Genomic DNA, 19,850 nt, shown 5'->3' on the forward strand with positions numbered 1-19,850 from the left:
GATGGGCAAGTATTCCGGTAACCCCGCAGCCGCCGCTGCATTGTTCGAGGGCCATCAGGTCCACCGCGATGTCTATATCGACCCGGAAGTGTTCCGGCTTGAGATGAAACATGTCTTTGCCAATGCCTGGGTCTTTGTCGGTCACGCAAGCCAGACACCGCAAAAGGGTGACTATTTCGCCACCTCCATCGGCGACCAACCGGTGATCCAGGTGCGCCATTCCACGGGTGACATCCATGTTCTCTACAACCGCTGTCCGCACAAGGGCACCAAGATCGTCATCGACCGGCAGGGCAACACCGGCAAGTTCTTTCGCTGCCCCTATCACGCCTGGTCCTTCAAGACCGACGGGTGCCTATTGGCGATCCCGTTGAAGAAAGGCTACGCCGACACCGGCCTTGACCAGACGGAGAGCGCCAGGGGCATGAAGGCCGTGGGCGCGGTGCGCAACTACCGTGGTTTCATCTTTGCCCGTCTGGCCGATGAGGGCATTTCATTCGAAGATTTCTTCGGCGACAGCCTGTCATCGCTCGACAACATGGTGGACCGTTCCCCCGCCGGACGGCTTGAGGTTGCAGGCCCGCCGCTGCGCTACATGCACCATTGCAACTGGAAAATGCTGGTGGAGAACCAGACCGACACCTGCCACCCGATGGTGGCCCATGAATCCTCCGCAGGCACGGCGGTAAAGCTCTACGAAGAGCTGAACCTGCCCGAAGACGCGCCCAAACCCCCGGCGATGGAGATCATCGCACCTTTCATGAGCCCTTACGAATTCTTCGAGAACATGGGCATCCGCACCTGGCCCAACGGGCACGGGCACACGGGTGTGAACCACTCGATCCACTCCAATTATTCCCGGATCCCCGGTTATTTCGAAAAGATGGTGGAAAGCTATGGCGAGGAAAAGGCAAAGGCGATCCTGGACGAGAACCGCCATAACACGGTCTATTTCCCCAACATCATGATCAAGGGCCCGATCCAGCAGTTGCGCATCTTCATTCCCCTGGCGGCGAACAAGACCCTGGTGGAAAGCTATATCTACCGGCTGGTCGATGCGCCCGATGAACTGACTGCCCGCACGGCGATGTACAACCGGATGATCAACGCGCCCACCTCCATCGTCGGCCATGATGACCTTGAGATGTACGAACGCGCGCAGGAGGGGCTGGAGGCCGACGGCCTGGAATGGGTCAACATCCAGCGGCTGCGGACGGGCGAAGAGGATTTTTCCGAAGAGGTGGTGGAGAACGGCACGACCGAGCGTCAGATGCGCAACCAGTTCGACGCATGGGCGCGGTTCATGACCTGGGATACCCCCGCGCGGGAGGCGGCGGAATGAGCGTGACCAGGGAACAAGTGATCGACTTCATCTATGATGAGGCACGGATGCTGGACGAAGGCCGCTATACCGAATGGCTGGCGCTCTGGCTGCCCGACGGCCATTACTGGATGCCGCTGGATTATCAGCAGACCGACCCGCTGAACGTCACGTCGCTGATGTATGAGGATCTCTTCATGCTGAAACTGCGGGTGGAGCGCCTCAACGGCGCGCGCACCTTCAGCCAGAAACCCAAAAGCCGCTGCCACCACGTGCTCCAGCGCCCCTTCGTGGACGAGATGAACGGCGACAGCTTCGTCACCACCACCTTCATGCATTACGTCGAGACGCGGCTGGACGAACAGCAATTGCTGGCGCTGACCGCGAAACACGACCTCGCGCTGGTCGACGGATCGCTCAGGATCGCCAACAAAAGGGTGGATATCGTCAATTGCGACGCGGCCTTCCGCAACATTCAGCTGCTGCCATAAGGAGCGGCTGCGCCGCATTCGATCCAAAGAATCTTGGGGCTTTGCCCCAAACCCCGTGTATTTACGGAACAATGAATGTGGCACGATGCGCCATTGTCCGTTTCATTGTTCCCCAAATATACCGGGGGAGACGCCGCTTGCGGCGTCGGGGGCAGCGCCCCCGGCCTGGCCTGCCAGGGATCTCAGCCTTCATAGGTTTTGCCGCGCGCGAGCATCTCGGTGGTGCCGATCACCTCGTTCAACCCGTCGAAATCATGCATCCGTCCGGCGAAGGGCGCGTTGGTTCCGTGGGTCGCGAGGCTGGCGTAATAGTCCTGCGCCGTCCGGGCCAGTGCGCGCACGATGCCGCCGGGAAAGATCACCAGTGAAAAGCCGAGGGTTTCCAGGTCACCGGCATCATGCATCGGGGTTGCGCCGCCTTCGACCATATTGGCCAGCAGCGGCACGCGGCCCTTGAACTGTGCCGTGATCTCCTGCAACTGCGCGCGGGTCCGGGGCGCTTCGATGAACAGAACGTCAGCACCGGCTTCCAGATAGGCTTCCGCCCGGTCTGTCGCCGCCCCGAACCCTTCGACCGCGATGGCATCGGTCCGGGCCACGATCAGCGTATCCTCGGAGCGGCGGGCGTCGGTCATGGCGCGGATTTTCCCGGCCATTTCCGCAGCGCTGATCAATGTCTTGTCCTTCAGATGCCCGCAGCGCTTGGGATAGGTCTGATCCTCGATCTGCAGTGCCGCCGCGCCTGCGCGTTCATATTGCCGCATCGTGCGCTGGGCGTTCAGCGCATTGCCGAAGCCGGTGTCGGCGTCGATGATCACCGGCAGTTCAACACGGTCCGCGATCAGCGCCATGGTATCGGCCATTTCGGTCGCCGAGGTCAGCCCGATGTCGGGCCGCCCGAGCCTTGTATAGGCCAGGGCCGCACCCGACAGATACAGCGCCTCGAACCCCGCCGCCTGGGCGATGGCGGCGGTGAGCCCGTCATAGACGCCCGGAGCGACAAGGATCTTGCCGGTGCCGAGCCGCGATTTCAGGGTCATGCGTCCTCCAACAGTTTCAGCGCCTCGGCGCAGGTCATCTGGTGCGTCACCGTGCCCAGCGACAGCAGCGTTGCCTCATGCACATCGTCGCGGAAGGCGGCGCAGCCGTCACTCAGCATGCAGGTTTCAATATCGCGCAGATGCGCGTCCCGCAGGGTGGAGGCGACGCCGCCGTTCGTGACGATGCCCCCCACGATCAGATGTTCCAGGCCAAGGGCGCGCATGATGTATTCCAGCCGGGTCTGGTAGAAGGCGGAATAGGCCACCTTTTCCACCACGAAATCCGCCGGGTGCAAAATATCGACGATCCTGTGGCCAAAGCTGCCGGGGGCAAAGTCCCCTTTGGTCAGGAAGGGGCGCAGCTGTTTCAGATGGGCTGCGATCAGCGGCACACCCTGCGGCCCGGGCACCAGCGTGAACTGGGCCGAGATATAGGTGCCGCCCCGCGCCCGCAGCGCCCGCACCAGCGGGGCGATGCGGTCGGGCAGGGCGGCGATGCTGTCTGCGCCCTGACCGGCGCGGCCATAGGCACCATCGGGATGGATGAAGTCGTTTTGCAGGTCGATTGTCAGCAGGGCCGTTCTGGTCAGGTCCCATGTTTCGGGGTGGCTCATGTCATCTTCGCCTTTGTCATCTGTCACCTGTGATGATGGTGTTGCCAAAGCGATCCACCCGGCCTTTCAGCCCCGGCTCGATCAGCACCGTGGTATCGGGTTGTTCCAGGATCGCGGGGCCGGTGATTTCGGTGCCGACAGGCAGGGCAAGCCGGTCGTAGATCGCCGTGTCGCGCCAGGTATCGCCGAAATGAACGCGGCGCGTGGCCCTGGGGGCAGGTATCCTGTTGCCCCTGGGGGCCAGCGTTTCCAGATCGAACTTTGGCCGGATGCCCGTCACGGCCGAGCGCAGGTTCAGGACGCGCCGCACGCCGTTCTTCAAGAGCCGCCCGAATGTCGCGGTATAGGCGGCGTCGAATGCGGCCTCGATCTGTGCCCTGGCAGGGGGCTGCACGATGCCATCGCCGACCGTTACTTCCAGCGGGACGGCAACCGTATGGGTCTGACCGATATAGGCCATGTCCAGTTCGAAGCTTACCTTTCCCGCCTCGAAGGTGGTTTGTGCCGCCCGCAGCATCGCCATGCCCCGGTCGACGTGATCCTGCATGAAACCGGTAAGCACCGCTGTATCCAGCTGATCGACCAGTGCGTTGATCGTCTGGACAAAGTCCTGCCGCATGTCCGCGATCACGCAGCCCATGGCGGATGTCACCCCCGGATACCGCGGCACGATGGCGCGGGCGATGCCGACCTCGGCCAGCATGGCACCCGCGTGCAGCGCACCGCCACCGCCAAAGGGCATGAAGGCAAAGCGTTTCGGGTCAAACCCGCGTTCGATACTGACCAGGCGGATCGCCCCCGCCATGCGGCTGTTGGCGACGCGCAGGATTGCCTCTGCCGCCTGATGGGTGTCGAGGTTCAGCGGCGCGCCCACATGGGCGTCGATGGCCCGTGCTGCCGCTTCCACATCCAGCCGTGTCAGCTTGCCGCCGATGGGATTGTCCGGGTCGATCCGGCCCAGCACCACATTGGCGTCGGTCACGGTGGGCCGGTCGTTGCCCAGCCCATAGGCCACCGGTCCGGGATTTGACCCCGCGCTTTCGGGGCCGATGTTCAGCAACCCGCCCTTGTCCACCCAGGCGATGGAGCCACCGCCGGCACCGATGGTGGTGATCTCGATCATCGGGGTGCGTACCACCATGCCGAAGTCGATGGAGGTTTGCGGGGACAGCATGGATTGCCCGCCCGCAATCAGCGACACATCGAAGGATGTGCCGCCCATGTCGCCGGTGATCACATCGGGAAAGCCTGCGGTGGAGGCGATGTAGCCCGCCGCGATCACCCCTGCCGCAGGCCCTGACAATGCAGTGCGCACCGGCACCTTGCAGGCGGTATCGACAGCCATCACCCCGCCATTGGACTGCACGATCATGAATTCACCGCCGAACCCGCCCTGCTTCAGCGCCGTTTCCAGCCGGTCGAGATAGCCCGAGACTTCCGGCTGCAGATAGGCGTTCAGCGCGGTGGTGGAGAAACGTTCGAACTCGCGGATTTCCGGCAGGATTTCCGAGGAGCAGGAGACATGTTCATTGGGCCAGATGGCACGCACGGCCTGAACTGCCAGCGCTTCGTTCGCGGGATTGGCATAGGAATTGGCAAAGAGGATGGCGATGGCGGCGCAGCCCTGACCGGCAAGCGTGGTTGCCGCCGCGCGCACGGTGTCCAGATCGACGGGCGTGCGGATCGTGCCATCCGCCAGGGTGCGTTCCGGCACTTCCAGACGATACCGCCGGTCTACGACCGGTTCGAAATCACCGCGCAGGCCCCAGGTGCGGGGCCGGTCCCGGCGGCGCATTTCCAGCACGTCGCGCAGCCCCATGGTGGTGATCACGCCGATCTTTGCACCCTTGCGTTCCAGCAGGGCATTGGTGCCCGCCGTCGTGCCATGCACCACGACCGAAATATCGGAAAGGTCTTCCACCTGTTCGCCGATCCCGGTCAGGAAACCGCCCGATTGATCCGGGCGCGTGGTGGGAACCTTGGCGACCGCAGCGGTGCCGTCCGCTTCGTTCAGGACAAAGACATCCGTAAATGTACCGCCCACATCGACGCCGACGATCTTCATATGGTGACCTCCCGCCAGGCCAAACCATAGGCTTCATCCGCATGTTCGGCAGACATCAATCCGCGCGCCACGTCACGCGCCACGGCGGCGGCGGCACGGTCGGCGGCAGGGCCATAGCCGCCGCCGCCGGGTGTTTCCAGCCGCACCGATTGCCCCTGCCGCAGCTTGATGCCCCGCATCTTCGAGACCAGCGGTGGATGCGCGAAACCTTCGTCGGTCGCATAGGAGAACACGTTCAATGCCGCGTTCGCCCCGCCCGCGATCCCCTTGGGCGCGAACCGCCCGCGTTCGCCAAACAGGAAGGCCTCCGCGCCATTCTCTTCCAGGACCTCTATTTCATAGATGGCCCCCAGTCCGCCGCGATACATGCCATTGCCCGCACTGTCCGGGCGCAGGGCCCATTGCCGGAACATCACGGGATAGACGCTTTCGAGGATCTCCATCGGCGGAATGGTGGCGGTGGAGATCGGCGCATTGCCGTGGTTCAGCCCGTCACCCTCCAGCGATGCGCCGTGCCCGCCGCCGTAAAAGCTGAACATGACCCAGGGCCGCCCGTCACTGCGCTTGCCCGCAATCGACAGCGCGTTGATCGTGCCATAGGCATTGGCGACGATCCGGTCCGGCGCCGCCTGTGCGGCAGCAGAGAATATCACGTCGATCATCCGCAGGATCGTCTCCGTATAGCCGCCGGTGGGCGCAGGAAACTGCGCGGCCAGCATCGACCCTTCCGGCACCCGCACCTCGATGGGGCGCATCACGCCCGCATTGGCGGGCAGCATCGGAAAGACATGTTTGATCGCCACATAGGCGGCAGCCACGGTGGTGGGCAGGGCGATGTTCACCGGCCCCGCGCATTGCGGGGCGGAGCCTGCAAAATCCAGCACCATTTCATCGCCGTTGATTTCCAGCGCGACCCGGATGGCCAGCGGTTCATCGGTGATACCGTCATTGTCGAGGTAATCCATGGCTTCCCAGCGGCCATCGGGCAGCCCCTCCAACTCGGCGCGCATCAGCGCCTCGGCCCGGTCGCCCAGGGCATCCAGTGCCGCGCGCACCGTGTCGGCGCCATAGGCGTCCAGCAATTCATCCATCCGCCGGATGCCAAGATCCAGCGCGCCCAGCTGGCCGTTCAGATCACCCATTGCCGATTGCGGCAGGCGGGTATTGCGCAGCAGGATGTCGATGATGTCCTGGTTGATCTCGCCCGCGCGGGCCAGCTTGACCGGGGGCAGGTTGAAGGCCTCCTGAAACACATCCGTCGCCGCCGGGTTGTAATTGCCCGGCACCGCGCCCCCCACATCATGCCAATGCCCGACAGAGGCGAGGTAACAGAACAGCTTGCCATCGCGATAATAGGGCCGCACCAGCCGCATGTCGCTCAGATGCGTGCCGCCGATATGGGCGTCGTTGAAAATATAGATGTCCCCGTCGGCCAGATCGCCATCGGCGGCGGCCTTGTCGATGACCGCCTTGACCGCAAATGCCATGACCCCGACAAAGATCGGCAGCCCGGATTTGCCCTGCACCAGCGTGTCACCCGTGGATGCGTGATAAAGACCATGGCTGGCGTCATGCGCCTCTGCAATGATCGGGTTGAAGGCCGCGCGGAACAGGGTCGCGTCCATCTCATCGGCGATCTGTTCCATCCGTCCCGCCAGCACGGCGAGGGTGATCGGGTCAATCTCGGCCATGGCCTGCCTCTTGTCTTCTGCGCCCCCTGGCGATGTCATGGATCTTGTCACGGCGGTGGCGCGGATTGACGGCAGGTCCGACGGGGCTGGCGTTCACCGCAGCCGGAACTCCGTCGGTCAGGTGAATTTCGACAACCGGCACGACACCCCCTTCGGGTTACCATCTCCGCCGGACAGGGTGCTGCAGCGGCGGGACATTCTGTTGCATTTGGGCCTTGGGACATTTATGTGCATTTTCATGAAAAAGCCAAGCACCCTGCTGGACAAACTCTGGGGCGCGCATGAAATTCTGCGCCGCGAAGATGGCACGTCGCTGCTTTGGGTGGACCGGCATCTGGTGCATGAAGGGTCGCATCACGCCTTCGCGAAGCTGGCCGCGCGGGGACAGCCGGTGGCAGAGCCGCGCCTGACCTTTGCCGTCACCGACCATTATGCCCCGACCCGGCAGCGCGACAGGATCACGGACCCCGACATCGCCCGCATGATCGAGACGCTGGAGGGCAACGCGCGCACCCATGGGCTGGAGATCTTCGGGCTGCGCGACCCGCGTCAGGGCATCGTGCATGTGATCGGGCCGGAACTGGGGCTGACCCTGCCGGGGCTGCAGATCAACTGCGGTGACAGCCACACATCGACCCACGGCGCCTTCGGCGCACTGGCCTTTGGCATCGGAGCGACGGAAGTGGCCCATGTGCTGGCAACCCAGACAGTCTGGCAACGCAAACCGGCTGCCATGCGGATCACCTTTGAGGGGGTCTTGGCACCGGGGGTCACCGCCAAGGACATGGCGCTGGGCTGGATCGCCCGGCTGGGTGCCGACGGGGCGCAGGGACATGCGGTGGAATACGCAGGCCCGGCGGTCGAAGCGCTGAGCATGGAGGGGCGCATGACCCTGTGCAACCTGTCGATCGAGGGCGGCGCCCGCTTTGGCATGGTGGCCCCCGACGCGGTGACATTCGCCTATATCAAGGGCCGCCCCTATGCGCCCGGGCCCGGCGATTGGGAGACGGCCATGACCGGCTGGCGTGCCCTGCGCACGGATGCGGGGGCGGATTTCGCCCGCGAGGTGGTCATTGACGCCGCCGAGATTGCGCCGACCCTGACCTGGGGCACCAGCCCCGAACAGGCCATCGGCATCGACGCGGTCCTGCCCGCGCCCGAAAGCCTTGGCTCAGGCAAGGCCGCAGCGGCAAGGGCGGCCTATGACTACATGGGGCTGACACCGGGGCAGCCGATCAAGGGCACGCCGGTGGATCAGGTCTTTCTCGGCTCCTGCACCAACGGGCGGATCGAGGACCTGCGCGCGGCGGCGGCGGTCCTGCGGGGCCGCAAGGCGCGGGTGCCGGGGCTGGTTTCACCCGGTTCGGCGCTGGTCAAGCAACAGGCGGAGGCCGAGGGGCTGGACAAGGTGTTCCGGGACGCAGGGCTGGAATGGGCTGCATCGGGCTGTTCAATGTGCGTCGGCATGAATGGGGATCTGGTGGCGCCGGGCAAGCGCTGCGCCTCGTCGACCAACCGGAATTTCCGGGGGCGCCAGGGGCGCGGCGCGCGCACGCATCTGATGTCGCCCGCCATGGTCGCGGCGGCAGCGGTGACCGGCGCGCTGTCAGACGTGCGCGAAGTCACGCAGGAGAGGACCTGATGGCGGGATGGACCAGGCATGAGGGCAGGGCCGTCCACCTGCCGCAGGACAATGTGGACACCGACCAGTTGATCCCGGCGCGGTTCATGTCGACGCCCCGTGTGCAGGGCTATGGCGAATTCCTGCTGCATGACATGCGGCGGGATGCGGCAGGGGTGCTGCGCCCGGAGTTCCCCTTGAATGGGGTGGAGCCTGCCAGCATCCTGATCGCGGGCCGGAACTTTGGCACCGGTTCCTCGCGGGAGGCTGCGGTTTACGCCCTGGTCGACGCCGGATTCCGCGCCGTGATCGCGCCCGGCTTTGGCGATATCTTTGCCGCCAATGCGGTCAACAACGGCCTGTTGCCCGCAAGGCTGGCGGAGCGTGAGATTACGGCACTTGCGGGCGCAGTGGGCGGCGGCGATGCACGCGTTTCCATCGACCTGGGCAATTGCGAAATCCATGCGGCGGGAAAGGTCTTTGCCTTTGCGCTGGATGAGATGTGGCGGGAAAAGCTGATCCGGGGCTGGGATGACATCGACCTGACGCTGCAACATGCCGTGCAGATCAGGACGTACCGGGAGCGTCGGGTCGCGGATATGGCCTGGCTCTTGCCGGATGATTGAGGCCGGTCTGGCCGGACCGGCATCCTGCACCGGAACTTGCAGGTCAGGCAGCGCCTGACACTCAGGGTGCGTGTCGAGGTGTGAACGTGCAGACCAGATGCAATCCAGATCGCCATCAAGCGCGCCGCTCCTGACAAGCGCCAAACCTGACACAAATGAAGACATGTCATTTTTGACATGTCAAAAATGACATGTCTTCATTTGTGTTGATACTTGGTAATAGCGGCAGACCGCAGACCGCCCTAACCCCCGCGTCGCGCGAATCCACTGGGCCGCCGGGGTGATTCAAGGGTCCGGAAGCCGGTGCTGCCCGTCCCCGCCCAGGGGCGCGGGCATTGCGGCCATCAGCCTCTGGGCGTTCCGATCAGGATGGCCCGAAAATCATTGACGTTGGTCCCCGTCGGCCCGGTCATGAACAACCCGTTTACCGCCTTGAGCGCCGAATAGGAATCGTCACGCCGCAAAGATTGCAACGGATCGAGACCCGCAGCACGGATCCGCGCCGCCGTTGTCCCGTCCACCCAGGCCCCTGCATTGTCTTCGGAGCCGTCGATCCCGTCCGTATCGGCCGCAAGGGCGTGAAACCACGGCTCCCCCTCCAGCGCCAGGGCGAGGGAAAGCTGAAAGGCGCTGTTGCGTCCGCCCTTGCCCCTGTGGCGCAGCGTTACCGTCGTCTCTCCGCCTGACAGCAGGACCACCGGCGCAGGATAGGGCGTGCCTGCGGTTGCGGCCTGCCGCGCGAGGGCCGCATGGACCAGGGCCACCTCGCGGGCCTCCCCTTCGATCCGGTCGGACAGAACCCAGGGTGTCACGCCCTCGGCGCTGGCACGGCAGGCGGCGGCCTCAAGCGACTGCGCGGCAGAGGCGATGATCCTTGTCGTCACATCGGGGTGCGGTGCCGCCTCGTCTTCCGGCTGCTGGCGCAGGTGATCCATGCAGGCCTGCGGCAGCGTCAGCCCCCGCGCCTCGATCAGGGCCGCGACCTCTGCCGCGCCTGGCCGCCCCGGCACCGTGGGCCCGGAGGCGACGGCACCGGGGTCGTCACCGGGCACATCGGACACGATCAGGTTGCAGATGCGCGCGCCCCCGGCCAGTTCCGCAAGCCGCCCGCCGTTGATCCCGCTGAACCGCTTGCGGATCGCATTCATGACCGAGATCGGCGCGCCGGATTCCAGCAGGGCGGCATTCAGTTCCTGCAGATCGGTCAGGGTCAGCCCCTCGGGCGGATCGGGCAACAGCGATGACCCTCCGCCGCAGATCAGCGCGATGACCAGATCATCCGGCCCCAGCCCGCTGACAGCCGATTTCAGCGCCTGTGCGGCCGCCAGCCCGGCGGCGTCCGGCACCGGATGCGCCGCTTCCATGACCCGGATGGTGTGACAGGGCGCGCCATAGCCGTAGCGGGTGACCACGACCCCTTCAAAGGGCGCATCCCACAGCCCCTCAAAGGCCTGCGCCAGCTGCGCCGCCCCCTTGCCGGCACCGATCACCACGGTGCGGCCGCGTGGGGCTTCCGGCAGATTGCTGCCCAGGGCATTCAGCGGATCGGCGGCAGCAACCGCCGCGTCGAACAGCCCGGACAGGAAGGCGCGGTGAGTGTCTGCCATGGTCCCTCGTCAGTTTGAATGGCGCTACCTGCCCCGGGCGCTGCCGGTCCCGCAACGCCTGTTGGGTCTCAGCTCAGGCCAAAGATGTCCCGGGTAAAGACCTTGTCTTCCACATCCGAAAGATCATCGGACGCCCGGTTGGCCACGATCACGTCGCTTTGCTGCTTGAAGGTTTCCAAGTCGCGCACAACCGTGCAGTTGAGAAAGCTCTCCTGCGCGTAGGCCGGTTCGTAGATGACCACCTTGATCCCCTCGGCCAGGATGCGACGGATCACGCCCTGCACGGAACTTTGCCGGAAATTGTCCGACCCGGCCTTCATCACCAGACGGTGAATCCCCACCACCTGAGGTTTGCGCGCCAGCACCCGTTCGGCGATGAAATCCTTGCGGGTGCGGTTCGCATCCACCACCGCGCGCATCAGGTTCTGCGGCACCGCCGAGAAATTGGCGAGCAACTGCTTGGTATCCTTGGGCAGGCAATAGCCGCCATAGCCGAAGGAGGGGTTGTTGTAATGGGTGCCGATGCGCGGATCGAGGCCGACGCCTTCGATGATTTCACGCGCGTTCATGTCTTCGGCCAGGGCATAGCTGTCCAGCTCGTTGAAGAAAGCCACCCTCAGCGCCAGGTAGGTATTGGCAAAAAGCTTGATCGATTCCGCCTCTGCCGGTCCGGTGTAAAGCACTGGCACATCCTTGGCCAAGGCCCCCTGCACCAGCAAATCGGCAAAGACCTTTGCCTCTTCCCGGCGCGACCCGACCACGATCCGTGAGGGATAGAGGTTGTCGTGCAGCGCCTGACCCTCGCGCAGGAATTCGGGGCAAAAGATGATGTCCTCGCTCCCGAACAGCTTGCGCACCCGGTCGGTAAAGCCGACGGGCACGGTCGATTTGACCACGATGGTCGCGGTCGGATTGACCTCAAGCGCCAGCTTGATCACCGCTTCCACCGAGGAGGTATTGAAGAAGTTGGTTTCGGGGTCGTAATCCGTCGGCGTCGCGATCACGATGAAACGCGCCTCCCGGCAGGCGGTCGCGCCGTCGATGGTGGCTGTCAGGTCCAATTCCTTCGTGGCCAGCCATTGTTCCAGTTCCACATCTTCGATCGGCGAGGTCCGGGCATTCAATTGCGCCACGCGCTCCGCCGACAAATCCACCGCCGTGACAGTGTTGTGCTGGGCCAGCAGGACTGCGTTCGACAAACCCACGTACCCAATTCCAAAAACAGCAATTTTCATTAATTTTCTTCCAATTAATACCGCGCGAACTACTCCCATATTCGGTCCGCGCTGGCAATATCCGGTGATCCGATCCGGGCCTGACGGTGGCTTTTTGCGCAAAGCAGGTTATGAATGGTCAAGGTGTGATCACGAAGGTGGCGGTTGGCGGCCCCGGTGCAGCAGGCCAGCGGCCTAGACTCCCGGCGCGAATCCCAGGATCAGCTGGCGCAATCCAACCGCGGCACCGGCCATGATGCAGGCCATTGTCAGCGGCGCGCTGTAGGCCAGTACCGAAAATGCGGAAAGCCCCTGGCCCACGCTGCAGCCGACGGTGATCACGGCGCCGAACCCCATCAGCGCGGCCCCCAGGATCTGACGGCCCAGCTCGCGCGGGTCGTCACAGGCCTCCCAGCGGAAATGCCCCTTGAAAAGACTGCCCGCAAAGGCGCCCAGCAGCACCCCCAGGACCGACCCGGTGCCAAAGCTGATGGTATTGCCCGAGGAGGTCATCGCGTAAAGCATGGTTTCCCCCAGAGGTGCGGAGAACGTATGGCTCACAACCGGCGCGGCATCAAAACCGACATTGGCCACCCATTGTGTGCCTGCCCATCCCGAAACGATCGCGAGACCGACAACCGCCCCCCAGAACACATGCGCATAGGCCCGGCGCATCGGCCCATGCATAAGCGTCAGCAGCAGGATCAGCGCCCCGATCAACATGCCCGTGGCATGAACCGGCAGGCCGGTCAGGGCTGACAACGCATCTGCAAACCCCGGCATCGGGCCGGGGGTGTCGGCGGCATCGAACAGCCACAGCCGCAATCCCGACAGCGGACCGCCCAGGGTCATATAGGCCGCCAACCCCATCACCAGCACGATGACGAAAGAGCGGAGATCACCGCCGCCCAGACGGGCCAGCGCGCCATAGCCGCAGTTGCCCGCCAGCGCCATGCCATAGCCAAAGGTCAGTCCGCCGACCACACAGGCGAGCGGGGTCCAGCCGCGCCCAAGATAGAGGGTCTGCCCGAGGTCGAGCAGCCCCGATGCCGCCAGCCCGAAGGTGCCCATCACCGCCACCCCGATGGCAACGCCCCACATGCGCAGCCGCAGGCTGGAGTTGCCGTAATAGATATCTTCGATGGCGCCCAGCGTGCAAAACCTTCCGATCCGCGCGGCAAGGCCCAGCAACAGGCCGCCAAGCCCGCCGATCAGCGCAACCGCCTGCGGCTCCGTCAGATAATTCAGCACGTGACCCCTCCCTTCACGCATTGGATATCGAAAAGGCTCAGTTATTTCTCCTGGCAGAACAGGTCATAGACCACTTCCATGATCTTTCTCGGGCGGTCGTCGGCAAGGCTGTAATAGATCGTCTTGCCATCACGCCGGGGGGTGACCAGCCCTTCCAGCCGCAGCCGCGACAATTGCTGCGACACTGCGGCCTGTCGGGCAGACAGCAATTCTTCCAGCTCGGTCACTGATTTCTCTCCGGTGGTGAGATGACACAGGATCATCAGCCGCCCCTCGTGGCTGATCGCCTTGAGAAAATTGGAGGCCTGCACCGCGCTGGCGGCCATCCTGTCCATATCTTCCGCACACATGTCGTCGTGAAAAACCGGCAACCCCATCAACCTGCTTCCTTCGTTGTTTCGGACCGGACAGCGCCTGCATGGGCGCGGCCAGTCGGACCGTCAGTTCATTTTGATCCCGGGATCGGCGCGGGTGATCATTGCACCCAGCAAACCCCAAAAGAAATCTTCGCCCGGATAGCCTTCGATCCGCGACAATTCGCGCCCGTCCTCAACCAGGACAAAGGTCGGCGTGAAGCGCAGCGGACCTGCGAAGGCAAGGTCCGTCGGCACCGGCGTATCAATGTCATAGCGCCGCAACGGGGCGGCGCGCCCCTCGGCTGTCTTGGGGTACTTGGGCGCGATTTCGCGGTCCCACCTGGCACACCAGATGCAGCCCTTTTCCTGGACCATCACAAGCGCAAGCTCCGCAGAGGCGACCTGCACCCATCCGGCGACAACAAAGGCAGGCAGTAACAGCGCGCGCAGCAACATGTCGGTTTGACCTTTCCGTTAAATAACACTTAATATGAATATGTGAATTACTCAAGCACGGACCCCGGAACATGATGGATATCACCCTCGCTGGCGCGCTGATTGCCGGATTATTGTCCTTTCTGTCGCCCTGTATCCTTCCGATCGTGCCGTTTTACCTCAGCTACCTGGCCGGCGTGGGCATGAACCAGATATCGGCAGATGCCCCCGTAGACAGCGCGGTGCGGCGGCGCGCGGTGCTGGCGGCCTGCATGTTCGCGGCAGGGGTGATCACGATCTTCATGGGGCTGGGGGCGGCGGCCACGGCATTCGGCCAGATCGTGCGCGAATATTTCGACATCCTGCGCTGGATCGCGGCGGCGATCATCATCGCGATGGGGCTGCATTTCCTGGGCGTCATCCGGATCGGCCTGCTTTACAGACAATTCCGCGCCGATGCGGGCGATACCTCCAATGTCAGCCTGCTGGGGGCCTATGTCATCGGTCTGGCCTTCGCCTTTGGCTGGACGCCCTGCGTGGGGCCGGTGCTGGCGGCGATCCTGTTCACCGCAGCCGGGGCAGATACCGCGGGCAGCGGCGCGCTGCTGCTGTTCGTCTACGGGCTGGGCATGACCGCGCCCTTTGTCCTCGCCGCGTTGTTCATCGGCCCCTTCATGCGCTGGATGGCCCGGTTCCGCCGCCACCTTGGCCTGATCGAAAAGCTCATGGGTGTGATGCTGATCCTGTTCGGGATATTGATAGCCACAAACACCATCAACTATATCGCGCAATGGATGCTGGAGATCGCGCCGGACATCGGCACGTTGCGCTAAGCGGAGGAACGACATGCGACCAATCGCACTGGCCCTTGCGGCCCTGATCACAATGACACAGGCGGCCCTCGCGGACCTGGGCGACGACGGGCTGCACAAGGCCCCCTGGATGCGCGATACCTTCAAGGACCTGTCGGAGGACCTGGCCGAGGCCAACAGCGAAGGCAAGCGCATGGCGATCATGGTCGAACAGCGCGGCTGCATCTATTGCAGCAAGATGCACGAAGAGGTCTATCCGATCCCCGAAATCGCCGATTACATCGAAGAGAACTTCTTTGTCGTGCAGATCAACATGTTCGGCGACATCGAAGTGACCGATTTCGATGGTGAAGCCCTGCCCGAAAAGGAGATGGTGCGCAAATGGGGTGTCCTGTTCACCCCCACCGTGCTTTTCATGCCCGAAACTGTGGCGGAGGATGCCACGGCGGCGCAGGCGGCCGTGACCGTCATGCCCGGGGCCTTTGGGCGTCATACCACCTTCAACATGTTCAACTGGGTGGTCGAAAAGGGCTATGACGGCGACGAGAGCTTTCAGAAATATCACGCCCGCAAATTTGCCGAGCAAAGCCAATAGGCTGGGAACAAAGAGGTTTTGACGATCAAAACCTATATTAATTCGATTTTTTGAATTTGTTGTTGCCTGTTCACAAAGCTGTGGGCTACGTTAAGGCAAAAGCCGAAGGGCGAGGGAGGAACCATGAAAATTCTAGGAACAGCTGCGGGCATCGCGGCCTTGCTGGCATCCGTGGCGGTGGCGGAAATCATCGAGCCGACCAATGTCAGCTTTGAGGACGGGGCCATTGCCACATCCCTGACAGGAACGCCCGGCGACCCTGCCGAGGGGCGCGATATCGTCGGTAACAAGAAAAAGGGCAATTGCGTTGCCTGCCATCAGGTCAGCGATCTGGCTGAGATCCCCTTCCACGGTGAAATCGGTCCGATGCTGGACGGAGCCGGCGACCGCTGGAGCGAGGCAGAGCTGCGCGGCATCGTCGCCAATGCCAAGGTGATGTTCGAGGACAGCATGATGCCCTCCTTCTACAAGACCGAAGGATTTATCCGTCCGGGCAATGCCTATACGGGGGAAGCGGCGGATGACACCTTTGGTCCCATCCTGACCGCCCAGCAGATCGAAGATGTCGTCGCCTACCTCGCGACGCTCAAGGATTGAGCCGCACGACAGGCGGCACGCTCACGGAACGAACCGCGCCCGACGCGGCCTGAACGATAGGAGATCGGAATGGAATTTACACGACGCAATGCGCTGGCGGTCGGGGCAGGGGCCCTTGTCCTTGCCGGGCTGCCCATCAGGGGTTTCGCCAAGGGCGAAGAGGAAATCGCGGCCTTCACCGGTGGTGCCAATCTGGGCGAAGGCGGCATTGAGCTGACCGCGCCCGAAATCGCGGAAAACGGCAATACCGTGCCAATCGAAGTCTCTGCCGAAGGCGCGACAGAGATCATGGTGCTGGCAATGGGCAACCCGACCCCGCCCGTGGCCACCTTCAAATTCGGCAAGCTGGCCGCATCCCAGCAGGCCTCAACCCGCATTCGCCTCGCCGGGACGCAGGAGGTTGTCGCCATCGCAAAGATGGCCGATGGGTCCTTCGCCAAGGCGTCGAAAACGGTCAAGGTCACAATTGGCGGCTGCGGCGGCTAAGGCATTCAAGGAGAACTATCATGGCATCAGGTGTAAAACCGCGCGTCAAAGTCCCGAAAAAAGCGGCTGCCGGTGAGGCGATCACGATCAAGACCTTGATCAGTCACCAGATGGAAAGCGGCCAGCGCAAGGATGATGACGGCAACGCCATTCCGCGTTCGATCATCAACCGCTTTGTCTGCGACTTCAACGGCGAGAACGTGATCGACGTCAAGATGGAGCCGGCGATTTCCACGAACCCCTACTTCGAATTCGAGGCCATCGTGCCGGAAGAAGGTGAGTTCAAGTTCACCTGGTATGACGACGACGGTTCGGTCTACGAGGAAACCAAGGCCATCGCGATCGGCTGAACGACACGTTTCAGGGAGGGACGGATAATGAAAAGACTGGCAAGAATGGCCGGCGTGGGTGCGCTGATCGCAATGGGAATGTCGGCGCAGGCCGACCCGGTTGACGATACGCTGATCCTCAACGATGAAACGGAAATGGTGACGCGCACGGCGGCACCCGCCCATCTTTCGGACAGGTTTGACGAGATCCTGTCGGGATGGCTGTTCCGGGGTGACGAAACCCGGATCATGCAGGCCGATGATTTCGACAACCCCGGCATGATCTTTGTCGAAAAGGCGCTTGAAGCCTGGGAGACAGCGGACGGCACCGAAGGCAAGTCCTGTTCCTCCTGCCACAACGACATCGAAAGCATGGCAGGCGTCAAGGCGACCTATCCGAAATGGAACGAGGCCGCGGGCGAGGTGCGCACGCTGCAGATGCAGGTCAACGACTGCCGCACCAACCGGATGGGCGCGGAAGCCTGGAAATACGACAAGGGCGACGCGATCAACATGGAAGCGGCGCTTGCATCCGTGTCGCGCGGCCTGCCGGTCAACGTGGCGATCGACGGTCCGGCGCAATCAACCTGGGAACAGGGCAGGGAGCTGTACTACACCCGCACCGGCCAGCTCGAACTGTCCTGCGCCAATTGCCATGAGGACAACTTCGGCCGGATGATCCGCGCCGACCACCTCAGCCAGGGCCAGATCAACGGCTTTCCGGTCTACCGCCTGAAGAACACCAAGCTGAACGGATCGCATTCCCGCTTCAAGGGCTGTATCCGCGACACCCGCGCGGAAACCTATGCGCCGGGCAGCCCGGAATTCGTGGCACTTGAGCTTTACGTGGCCTCGCGGGGCAATGGCCTTTCGGTCGAAGGCCCCTCTGTCCGTAACTGATAACTGAAGACCCCCGTGTGCCGCGCCGCACGGGGTTTTTCGCCCCAGACAAATTCATAGATGCGCATATATATCTGCGTGAAGGAGCCCCCTATGATTTCGCGTCGCGACTTCCTACAGACTTCCATGGCTGCGGCGTCGATCTATGGCGCTTCCGGCTTCGGCAACTGGTCCCGGCTGGCCGCCCAGCAATTGCTGACGCAGGACAGGCTGCTGGAGTTCGATACCTTCGGCAATGTGTCGCTGATCCACGTCACGGACATCCACGCGCAGCTCAAGCCGGTCTATTTCCGGGAACCGGAGGTCAACATCGGCGTGGGCGGCAACAAGGGGGCGGTGCCCCATGTCACCGGCGCCGATTTCCGCAGGCTCTACGGCATCGACGATGGCAGCCCTTCGGCCTATGCGCTGACCTGTGATGACTTTGCAGCACTCGGGCGGGCATACGGGCGGGTCGGCGGGCTGGACCGTGTGGCGACCGTGGTCAATGCCATCCGCGCCGACCGCCCCGATGCGCTGCTGCTGGATGGCGGCGACACCTGGCACGGCAGCTACACCTGCTATCAGACCGAAGGCCAGGACATGGTCAACGTCATGAACGCGCTGAAACCCGATGCGATGACCTTCCACTGGGAATTCACCCTGGGCGCCGACCGCGTGGCCGAGATTGTCGAGGGGCTGCCCTTTGCCGCCCTGGGCCAGAACATCTTTGACGCCGAATGGGACGAGCCGGCCGAATTGTTCCCGCCCTACAAGTTCTTTGAGCGCGGCGGCGTGAAGATCGCCGTGATCGGCCAGGCCTTTCCCTATATGCCCATCGCCAACCCCGGCTGGATGTTCCCGGAATACTCCTTTGGGATCCGCGACGAACGCATGCAGGAAATGGTGGACGAGGTCCGCGCCGAAGGGGCCGAACTGGTGGTCTGCCTGTCGCATAACGGGTTCGACGTGGACAAGCAGATGGCGGGCAAGGTCACCGGCATCGACGTGATCCTGTCGGGCCACACCCATGACGCCCTGCCCGAACCGGTCCTTGTGGGGCAGACGATCATCATCGCCTCCGGCTCCAACGGCAAATTCGTGTCCCGCGTCGATCTGGATGTGCGCGACGGGCGCATGATGGGCTTCCGTCACAAGCTGATCCCGATCTTTTCCGACGTGATCGCCCCGGATGCGCCCATGACCGCATTGATCGACGAACAGCGCGCGCCCTATCTGGACGCAATGTCAGAGGTGATCGGGAAAACGGCAGAGGATCAGACCCTCTACCGGCGCGGCAATTTCAACGGCACCTGGGACGATCTGATCTGCGATGCGCTCCTGTCCGAACGCGAGGCCGAAATCGCGCTCAGCCCCGGCGTGCGCTGGGGCCCGTCGATCCTGCCCGGGCAGGACATCACCCGCGAGGACATCTGGAACGTGACCTCGATGACCTATCCGCAGGCCTATCGCACCGAAATGACCGGCGAATTCCTACATGTGGTGCTGGAAGACGTGGCCGACAACCTGTTCAATCCCGATCCCTATTACCAGCAGGGCGGCGACATGGTCCGCACCGGCGGGCTGGGCTACCGCATCGACGTGACCAAACCGCAAGGCGAGCGGATCACCGAAATGACCCTCCTGAAAACCGGAGAGTTGATCGACCCGGCCAGGACCTATCAGGTCGCGGGCTGGGCCTCTGTCAACGAAGGCACCGAAGGCCCGCCGATCTGGGATGTGGTCGAGGCGCATATCGCCAAACAGGGCACCATCAGTCTGAACCCGAATACCAGCGTGACCGTCGCAGGCACGTAACC

The 19,850-nt window shown here is 63.3% G+C and carries 20 protein-coding genes; 11 read left to right on the forward strand and 9 right to left on the reverse strand.

Annotation, left to right across the window (positions count from 1 at the left end; translation table 11 throughout):
• Window position 1: 1 nt before the first annotated feature.
• Both O4H53_RS16875 and O4H53_RS16880 read left to right on the forward strand, forming a co-directional pair.
• Complete coding sequence (locus O4H53_RS16875) at window positions 2-1,342, forward strand: aromatic ring-hydroxylating dioxygenase subunit alpha (protein ID WP_269365637.1); 1,341 nt, start codon at window positions 2-4, stop codon at window positions 1,340-1,342.
• The gene (locus O4H53_RS16880) at window positions 1,339-1,812 is read left to right on the forward strand and encodes an aromatic-ring-hydroxylating dioxygenase subunit beta (RefSeq protein ID WP_269365640.1); all 474 of its coding nucleotides are present in this window, start codon (window positions 1,339-1,341) and stop codon (window positions 1,810-1,812) included. Before O4H53_RS16875 ends, O4H53_RS16880 begins: the two co-directional genes overlap by 4 nt.
• 182 nt (window positions 1,813-1,994) lie before the next feature.
• Here the strand turns inward: O4H53_RS16880 and O4H53_RS16885 are convergent, their stop codons facing one another.
• The 4 genes from O4H53_RS16885 to O4H53_RS16900 are packed head-to-tail and all read right to left on the reverse strand — an operon-like array spanning window position 1,995 to window position 7,222.
• Complete coding sequence (locus tag O4H53_RS16885; RefSeq protein WP_269365642.1) at window positions 1,995-2,852, reverse strand: isocitrate lyase/PEP mutase family protein; 858 nt, start codon at window positions 2,850-2,852, stop codon at window positions 1,995-1,997.
• Window positions 2,849-3,466 carry a cysteine hydrolase family protein gene (locus tag O4H53_RS16890; RefSeq protein WP_269365775.1) on the reverse strand — a complete coding sequence of 206 codons (618 nt, stop codon included), beginning with the start codon at window positions 3,464-3,466 and terminating at the stop codon, window positions 2,849-2,851. Before O4H53_RS16890 ends, O4H53_RS16885 begins: the two co-directional genes overlap by 4 nt.
• A gap of 16 nt (window positions 3,467-3,482) precedes the next feature.
• The gene (locus O4H53_RS16895) at window positions 3,483-5,531 is read right to left on the reverse strand and encodes a hydantoinase/oxoprolinase family protein (protein WP_269365644.1); all 2,049 of its coding nucleotides are present in this window, start codon (window positions 5,529-5,531) and stop codon (window positions 3,483-3,485) included.
• Window positions 5,528-7,222 (reverse strand): hydantoinase B/oxoprolinase family protein, encoded by a 1,695-nt coding sequence (locus O4H53_RS16900; RefSeq protein ID WP_269365646.1) that lies wholly within the window; start codon window positions 7,220-7,222, stop codon window positions 5,528-5,530. The genes O4H53_RS16895 and O4H53_RS16900 overlap by 4 nt, the downstream gene beginning before the upstream one ends.
• 238 nt (window positions 7,223-7,460) lie before the next feature.
• On the opposite strand from O4H53_RS16900, the gene leuC reads away from it, so the two are divergent.
• Both leuC and leuD read left to right on the forward strand, forming a co-directional pair.
• Complete coding sequence (gene leuC, locus O4H53_RS16905) at window positions 7,461-8,864, forward strand: 3-isopropylmalate dehydratase large subunit (RefSeq protein WP_269365648.1); 1,404 nt, start codon at window positions 7,461-7,463, stop codon at window positions 8,862-8,864.
• Window positions 8,864-9,469: a 3-isopropylmalate dehydratase small subunit gene (leuD, locus tag O4H53_RS16910; RefSeq protein ID WP_269365650.1), complete on the forward strand. Its 606-nt coding sequence runs from the start codon at window positions 8,864-8,866 to the stop codon at window positions 9,467-9,469. Before leuC ends, leuD begins: the two co-directional genes overlap by 1 nt.
• A gap of 344 nt (window positions 9,470-9,813) precedes the next feature.
• Here the strand turns inward: leuD and O4H53_RS16915 are convergent, their stop codons facing one another.
• The 5 genes from O4H53_RS16915 to O4H53_RS16935 form a co-directional block, all read right to left on the reverse strand.
• Entirely contained in the window at window positions 9,814-11,076 is a 1,263-nt protein-coding gene (locus O4H53_RS16915) for a glycerate kinase type-2 family protein (RefSeq protein ID WP_269365651.1), read from the reverse strand.
• Between the two features lie 68 nt (window positions 11,077-11,144).
• Window positions 11,145-12,311 carry a nucleotide sugar dehydrogenase gene (locus tag O4H53_RS16920; protein WP_269365653.1) on the reverse strand — a complete coding sequence of 389 codons (1,167 nt, stop codon included), beginning with the start codon at window positions 12,309-12,311 and terminating at the stop codon, window positions 11,145-11,147.
• A 174-nt stretch (window positions 12,312-12,485) separates the two neighbouring features.
• Complete coding sequence (locus O4H53_RS16925; protein ID WP_269365655.1) at window positions 12,486-13,541, reverse strand: YeeE/YedE family protein; 1,056 nt, start codon at window positions 13,539-13,541, stop codon at window positions 12,486-12,488.
• A gap of 41 nt (window positions 13,542-13,582) precedes the next feature.
• Window positions 13,583-13,918, reverse strand: a complete 336-nt coding sequence (locus tag O4H53_RS16930; RefSeq protein ID WP_269365657.1) for an ArsR/SmtB family transcription factor — start codon at window positions 13,916-13,918, stop codon at window positions 13,583-13,585.
• Window positions 13,919-13,981: 63 nt separating this feature from the next.
• Complete coding sequence (locus tag O4H53_RS16935; RefSeq protein ID WP_269365659.1) at window positions 13,982-14,353, reverse strand: hypothetical protein; 372 nt, start codon at window positions 14,351-14,353, stop codon at window positions 13,982-13,984.
• A gap of 71 nt (window positions 14,354-14,424) precedes the next feature.
• Here O4H53_RS16935 and O4H53_RS16940 point away from each other — a divergent pair, with 71 nt between their 5' ends.
• The 7 genes from O4H53_RS16940 (at window position 14,425) to soxB (ending at window position 19,848) form a co-directional block, all read left to right on the forward strand.
• Entirely contained in the window at window positions 14,425-15,165 is a 741-nt protein-coding gene (locus tag O4H53_RS16940) for a cytochrome c biogenesis CcdA family protein (protein WP_114275012.1), read from the forward strand.
• Between the two features lie 13 nt (window positions 15,166-15,178).
• Window positions 15,179-15,739 (forward strand): thioredoxin family protein, encoded by a 561-nt coding sequence (locus O4H53_RS16945; RefSeq protein ID WP_269365661.1) that lies wholly within the window; start codon window positions 15,179-15,181, stop codon window positions 15,737-15,739.
• A 123-nt stretch (window positions 15,740-15,862) separates the two neighbouring features.
• Complete coding sequence (soxX, locus tag O4H53_RS16950; protein WP_269365662.1) at window positions 15,863-16,336, forward strand: sulfur oxidation c-type cytochrome SoxX; 474 nt, start codon at window positions 15,863-15,865, stop codon at window positions 16,334-16,336.
• A gap of 69 nt (window positions 16,337-16,405) precedes the next feature.
• On the forward strand, window positions 16,406-16,822 hold the full coding sequence (gene soxY / locus O4H53_RS16955) for a thiosulfate oxidation carrier protein SoxY (RefSeq protein WP_269365664.1): 417 nt from the start codon (window positions 16,406-16,408) through the stop codon (window positions 16,820-16,822).
• A gap of 20 nt (window positions 16,823-16,842) precedes the next feature.
• Complete coding sequence (gene soxZ / locus O4H53_RS16960; protein ID WP_114275008.1) at window positions 16,843-17,172, forward strand: thiosulfate oxidation carrier complex protein SoxZ; 330 nt, start codon at window positions 16,843-16,845, stop codon at window positions 17,170-17,172.
• Between the two features lie 27 nt (window positions 17,173-17,199).
• The gene (gene soxA / locus O4H53_RS16965; protein ID WP_269365665.1) at window positions 17,200-18,051 is read left to right on the forward strand and encodes a sulfur oxidation c-type cytochrome SoxA; all 852 of its coding nucleotides are present in this window, start codon (window positions 17,200-17,202) and stop codon (window positions 18,049-18,051) included.
• Between the two features lie 93 nt (window positions 18,052-18,144).
• Window positions 18,145-19,848, forward strand: coding sequence for a thiosulfohydrolase SoxB (soxB, locus tag O4H53_RS16970; protein ID WP_269365667.1), 1,704 nt, complete (start codon window positions 18,145-18,147; stop codon window positions 19,846-19,848).
• The last annotated feature ends 2 nt before the right edge of the window (window positions 19,849-19,850 follow it).

This window comes from Sulfitobacter sp. G21635-S1 (genome assembly GCF_027213915.1).
GTDB lineage: Bacteria > Pseudomonadota > Alphaproteobacteria > Rhodobacterales > Rhodobacteraceae > Sulfitobacter.

Excerpts from the sequence above, each read along its gene's own strand:
- O4H53_RS16915 (WP_269365651.1), bottom strand. The coding sequence starts at position 11,076 with ATGGCAGACACTCACCGCGCCTTCCTGTCCGGGCTGTTCGACGCGGCG.
- O4H53_RS16885 (WP_269365642.1), bottom strand. The coding sequence starts at position 2,852 with ATGACCCTGAAATCGCGGCTCGGCACCGGCAAGATCCTTGTCGCTCCG.
- O4H53_RS16930 (WP_269365657.1), bottom strand. The coding sequence starts at position 13,918 with ATGGGGTTGCCGGTTTTTCACGACGACATGTGTGCGGAAGATATGGAC.
- soxX (WP_269365662.1), top strand. The coding sequence starts at position 15,863 with ATGAAAATTCTAGGAACAGCTGCGGGCATCGCGGCCTTGCTGGCATCC.
- leuD (WP_269365650.1), top strand. The coding sequence starts at position 8,864 with ATGGCGGGATGGACCAGGCATGAGGGCAGGGCCGTCCACCTGCCGCAG.
- O4H53_RS16940 (WP_114275012.1), top strand. The coding sequence starts at position 14,425 with ATGATGGATATCACCCTCGCTGGCGCGCTGATTGCCGGATTATTGTCC.
- soxB (WP_269365667.1), top strand. The coding sequence starts at position 18,145 with ATGATTTCGCGTCGCGACTTCCTACAGACTTCCATGGCTGCGGCGTCG.
- O4H53_RS16920 (WP_269365653.1), bottom strand. The coding sequence starts at position 12,311 with ATGAAAATTGCTGTTTTTGGAATTGGGTACGTGGGTTTGTCGAACGCA.
- O4H53_RS16935 (WP_269365659.1), bottom strand. The coding sequence starts at position 14,353 with ATGTTGCTGCGCGCGCTGTTACTGCCTGCCTTTGTTGTCGCCGGATGG.
- O4H53_RS16945 (WP_269365661.1), top strand. The coding sequence starts at position 15,179 with ATGCGACCAATCGCACTGGCCCTTGCGGCCCTGATCACAATGACACAG.
- O4H53_RS16900 (WP_269365646.1), bottom strand. The coding sequence starts at position 7,222 with ATGGCCGAGATTGACCCGATCACCCTCGCCGTGCTGGCGGGACGGATG.
- soxA (WP_269365665.1), top strand. The coding sequence starts at position 17,200 with ATGAAAAGACTGGCAAGAATGGCCGGCGTGGGTGCGCTGATCGCAATG.
- O4H53_RS16880 (WP_269365640.1), top strand. The coding sequence starts at position 1,339 with ATGAGCGTGACCAGGGAACAAGTGATCGACTTCATCTATGATGAGGCA.
- soxY (WP_269365664.1), top strand. The coding sequence starts at position 16,406 with ATGGAATTTACACGACGCAATGCGCTGGCGGTCGGGGCAGGGGCCCTT.
- O4H53_RS16890 (WP_269365775.1), bottom strand. The coding sequence starts at position 3,466 with ATGAGCCACCCCGAAACATGGGACCTGACCAGAACGGCCCTGCTGACA.
- O4H53_RS16875 (WP_269365637.1), top strand. The coding sequence starts at position 2 with ATGGGCAAGTATTCCGGTAACCCCGCAGCCGCCGCTGCATTGTTCGAG.
- O4H53_RS16895 (WP_269365644.1), bottom strand. The coding sequence starts at position 5,531 with ATGAAGATCGTCGGCGTCGATGTGGGCGGTACATTTACGGATGTCTTT.
- soxZ (WP_114275008.1), top strand. The coding sequence starts at position 16,843 with ATGGCATCAGGTGTAAAACCGCGCGTCAAAGTCCCGAAAAAAGCGGCT.
- leuC (WP_269365648.1), top strand. The coding sequence starts at position 7,461 with ATGAAAAAGCCAAGCACCCTGCTGGACAAACTCTGGGGCGCGCATGAA.